General features: G+C 53.5%; 2 rRNA genes. Both read left to right on the forward strand.

Going from position 1 to position 5,171, the window contains the following annotated elements:
- Positions 1-10: 10 nt before the first annotated feature.
- Positions 11-1,530: ribosomal RNA gene (locus QN345_RS15375) — 16S ribosomal RNA — on the forward strand.
- A gap of 450 nt (positions 1,531-1,980) precedes the next feature.
- Positions 1,981-5,109, forward strand: a 23S ribosomal RNA gene (locus QN345_RS15380).
- The 16S and 23S rRNA genes sit together here, the layout of an rRNA operon.
- Positions 5,110-5,171: the final 62 nt, after the last annotated feature.

The raw sequence follows: 5,171 nt of genomic DNA on the forward strand, positions 1-5,171 counted from the left end.
CAATCAAACATTTACGGAGAGTTTGATCCTGGCTCAGGACGAACGCTGGCGGCGTGCTTAACACATGCAAGTCGAACGATGATGGAGAGCTTGCTCTTCGGATTAGTGGCGAACGGGTGAGTAACACGTGAGCAATCTGCCCTTGACTCTGGGATAAGCGTTGGAAACGACGTCTAATACCGGATACGACCCTTGGAGGCATCTCTGGGGGTGGAAAGAATTTTGGTCAGGGATGAGCTCGCGGCCTATCAGCTAGTTGGTGAGGTAATGGCTCACCAAGGCGACGACGGGTAGCCGGCCTGAGAGGGTGACCGGCCACACTGGGACTGAGACACGGCCCAGACTCCTACGGGAGGCAGCAGTGGGGAATATTGCACAATGGGCGAAAGCCTGATGCAGCAACGCCGCGTGAGGGACGACGGCCTTCGGGTTGTAAACCTCTTTTAGTAGGGAAGAAGCGAAAGTGACGGTACCTGCAGAAAAAGCACCGGCTAACTACGTGCCAGCAGCCGCGGTAATACGTAGGGTGCAAGCGTTGTCCGGAATTATTGGGCGTAAAGAGCTCGTAGGCGGTTTGTCGCGTCTGCTGTGAAAACCCGAGGCTCAACCTCGGGCCTGCAGTGGGTACGGGCAGACTAGAGTGCGGTAGGGGAGATTGGAATTCCTGGTGTAGCGGTGGAATGCGCAGATATCAGGAGGAACACCAATGGCGAAGGCAGATCTCTGGGCCGTAACTGACGCTGAGGAGCGAAAGCATGGGGAGCGAACAGGATTAGATACCCTGGTAGTCCATGCCGTAAACGTTGGGAACTAGATGTGGGGACCATTCCACGGTCTCCGTGTCGCAGCTAACGCATTAAGTTCCCCGCCTGGGGAGTACGGCCGCAAGGCTAAAACTCAAAGGAATTGACGGGGGCCCGCACAAGCGGCGGAGCATGCGGATTAATTCGATGCAACGCGAAGAACCTTACCAAGGCTTGACATATAGAGGAAACGGCTGGAAACAGTCGCCCCGCAAGGTCTCTATACAGGTGGTGCATGGTTGTCGTCAGCTCGTGTCGTGAGATGTTGGGTTAAGTCCCGCAACGAGCGCAACCCTCGTCCTATGTTGCCAGCACGTAATGGTGGGAACTCATGGGATACTGCCGGGGTCAACTCGGAGGAAGGTGGGGATGACGTCAAATCATCATGCCCCTTATGTCTTGGGCTTCACGCATGCTACAATGGCCGGTACAAAGGGCTGCAATACCGCAAGGTGGAGCGAATCCCAAAAAGCCGGTCTCAGTTCGGATTGAGGTCTGCAACTCGACCTCATGAAGTCGGAGTCGCTAGTAATCGCAGATCAGCAACGCTGCGGTGAATACGTTCCCGGGCCTTGTACACACCGCCCGTCAAGTCATGAAAGTCGGTAACACCCGAAGCCGGTGGCCTAACCCTCACGGGAAGGAGCTGTCGAAGGTGGGATCGGTGATTAGGACTAAGTCGTAACAAGGTAGCCGTACCGGAAGGTGCGGCTGGATCACCTCCTTTCTAAGGAGCACAGCAGTGCCGTCTGTATACAGCGGAGTAACACTGCCAAGCCATACGAAGACGAATGTTCTTCGATGGCGCTCATGGGTGGAACATTGACATTGATATGCAGAGATCATCTCTGGATCCAGTACGCCTGGTACCGCTTGCGGTGCCTCGTTGGAAAGGTCCGGTTATGAAGGAAACATATATGCACGCTGTTGGGTCCTGAGGGACCGGAACAACTGGGTTTTGCCTGGTTGGACTGTTCCTCTGGACCTTTTCCTGTTCACATCAATCGTGGGCAGGTGAGGGTACCGCCCGTACTTTGAGAACTACACAGTGGACGCGAGCATCTTAAATTTGACAGTCTTCGGACTGCAAATTACAAAGATCTATTTATAGATCATTGGTCAATTTCGATCGTGAGACGAAAGTTTTACGATTCTTAATCGATTCAAACTCATGTGATTTCAAATTTCTAAGAGCAAACGGTGAATGCCTTGGCATGTAGAGCCGAAGAAGGACGTAGTAATCTGCGATAAGCCTCGGGGAGTTGATAAACGAACTGTGATCCGAGGATGTCCGAATGGGGAAACCCCGCCAGGCCCGTAAGGTGACCTGGTGACTCCCGCCTGAATATATAGGGCGGGTAGAGGGAACGTGGGGAAGTGAAACATCTCAGTACCCACAGGAAGAGAAAACAATAGTGATTCCGTTAGTAGTGGCGAGCGAACCCGGATGAGGCTAAACCGATCATGTGTGATAGCCGGCAGGCGTTGCATGGTCGGGGTTGCGGGACTTTTCTGCTGATTCTGCCGAACAGTGAGGGTTAGAGCGTTGTATAGACGAACAGGATTGAAAGCCTGGTCATAGAGGGTGCGAACCCCGTAGTCGAAATGCAGTAATCGCCCGAAGAGTATCCCAAGTAGCACGGGGCCCGAGAAATCCCGTGTGAATCTGTCAGGACCACCTGATAAGCCTAAATACTCCTACATGACCGATAGTGAACAAGTACCGTGAGGGAAAGGTGAAAAGTACCCCGGGAGGGGAGTGAAATAGTACCTGAAACCGTTTGCTTACAAACCGTTGGAGCCAGTCTGATTCTGGTGACAGCGTGCCTTTTGAAGAATGAGCCTGCGAGTTAGTGATATGTGGCGAGCTTAACCCGAGAGGGGAATGCGTAGCGAAAGCGAGTCTGAATAGGGCGATTCAGTCGCATGTCCTAGACCCGAAGCGAAGTGATCTATCCATGGCCAGGTTGAAGCGACGGTAAGACGTCGTGGAGGACCGAACCCACTTCAGTTGAAAATGGAGGGGATGAGCTGTGGATAGGGGTGAAAGGCCAATCAAACTTCGTGATAGCTGGTTCTCTCCGAAATGCATTTAGGTGCAGCGTTGCGTGTTTCTTGCCGGAGGTAGAGCTACTGGATGGCCGATGGGGCCTAAAAGCTTACTGACGTCAGCCAAACTCCGAATGCCGGTAAGTGAGAGCGCAGCAGTGAGACGGTGGGGGATAAGCTTCATCGTCGAGAGGGAAACAACCCAGACCACCAACTAAGGTCCCAAAGCGCGTGCTAAGTGGGAAAGGATGTGGAGTTGCACAGACAACCAGGAGGTTGGCTTAGAAGCAGCCACCCTTGAAAGAGTGCGTAATAGCTCACTGGTCAAGTGATTCCGCGCCGACAATGTAACGGGGCTCAAGCACGCCACCGAAGTTGTGGCATTGATATTTTTGGTAAGCCGCACACTTGTTGTGTTGGTTCAGCCGTGTTGATGGGTAGGAGAGCGTCGTGTGGCCAGCGAAGCGGCGGTGTAAACCAGCCGTGGAGGCTACACGAGTGAGAATGCAGGCATGAGTAGCGAAAGACGGGTGAGAAACCCGTCCTCCGAAAGATCAAGGTTTCCAGGGCCAGGCTAATCCGCCCTGGGTAAGTCGGGACCTAAGGCGAGGCCGACAGGCGTAGTCGATGGACAACGGGTTTATATTCCCGTACTGGCGAAAAACCGTCCAAGCTAATCCAGTAATGCTAAGCATCTGAATCCTCTAGATGGATCCCTTCGGGGTGAAGCGTGAGGCCTAGCGTGCGACCCTATGCTGGTGCGGTTAGCGTATTAACAGGTGTGACGCAGGAAGGTAGCTGAGCCGGGCGATGGTTGTCCCGGTCTAAGGATGTAGGCCGAGAGATAGGCAAATCCGTCTCTCATATAAGGCTGAGACCCGATGGGTAGCCCGTAAGGGCGAAATCAGTGATCCTATGCTGCCAAGAAAAGCATCGACGCGAGGTTTTAGTCACCCGTACCCCAAACCGACTCAGGTGATCAGGTAGAGAATACTAAGGAGATCGAGAGAATCGTGGTTAAGGAACTCGGCAAAATGCCCCCGTAACTTCGGGAGAAGGGGGGCCGGAGGCGTGAAGGGATTTACTCCTGGAGCGTTCGAAGGCCGCAGAGACCAGTGGGAAGCGACTGTTTACTAAAAACACAGGTCCGTGCCAAGTCGCAAGACGATGTATACGGACTGACGCCTGCCCGGTGCTGGAAGGTTAAGAGGAACGGTTAGCCGCAAGGCGAAGCTGAGAATTTAAGCCCCAGTAAACGGCGGTGGTAACTATAACCATCCTAAGGTAGCGAAATTCCTTGTCGGGTAAGTTCCGACCTGCACGAATGGCGTAACGACTTCCCAGCTGTCTCAACCGCGAACTCGGCGAAATTGCATTACGAGTAAAGATGCTCGTTACGCGCAGCAGGACGGAAAGACCCCGTGACCTTTACTACAGCTTGGTATTGGTGTTCGGTGTGGCTTGTGTAGGATAGGTGGGAGACTGTGAAGCTTGGACGCTAGTTCAGGTGGAGTCAACGTTGAAATACCACTCTGGTCATATTGGATATCTAACTTCGAACCGTGATCCGGTTCAGGGACAGTGCCTGGTGGGTAGTTTAACTGGGGCGGTTGCCTCCTAAAAAGTAACGGAGGCGCCCAAAGGTTCCCTCAACCTGGTTGGCAATCAGGTGTCGAGTGTAAGTGCACAAGGGAGCTTGACTGTGAGACTGACAAGTCGAGCAGGGACGAAAGTCGGGACTAGTGATCCGGCAGTGGCTTGTGGAAGCGCTGTCGCTCAACGGATAAAAGGTACCTCGGGGATAACAGGCTGATCTTGCCCAAGAGTCCATATCGACGGCATGGTTTGGCACCTCGATGTCGGCTCGTCGCATCCTGGGGCTGGAGTAGGTCCCAAGGGTTGGGCTGTTCGCCCATTAAAGCGGTACGCGAGCTGGGTTTAGAACGTCGTGAGACAGTTCGGTCCCTATCCGCTGCGCGCGCAGGAAATTTGAGAAGATCTATCCCTAGTACGAGAGGACCGGGATGGACGAACCTCTGGTGTGTCAGTTGTTCCGCCAGGAGCACCGCTGATTAGCTACGTTCGGAACGGATAACCGCTGAAAGCATCTAAGCGGGAAGCCGGCTTCGAGATGAGATTTCCATCCCTTCGGGGGAGAGGCTCGCAGCTAGACTACTGCGTTGATAGGCCGGATGTGGAAGAGGGGACTAAAGACCCTTGGAGCTGACCGGTACTAATAAGCCAATAATTTGATAACACACCAGTTTGAATAAGCTGCAAGCGTCCACTATGTGGTTCTCGACGTACGGTCGAGAACAA

The sequence above is a fragment of the Cryobacterium sp. 10I1 genome (assembly GCF_035019805.1).
Lineage (GTDB): Bacteria > Actinomycetota > Actinomycetes > Actinomycetales > Microbacteriaceae > Cryobacterium > Cryobacterium glucosi.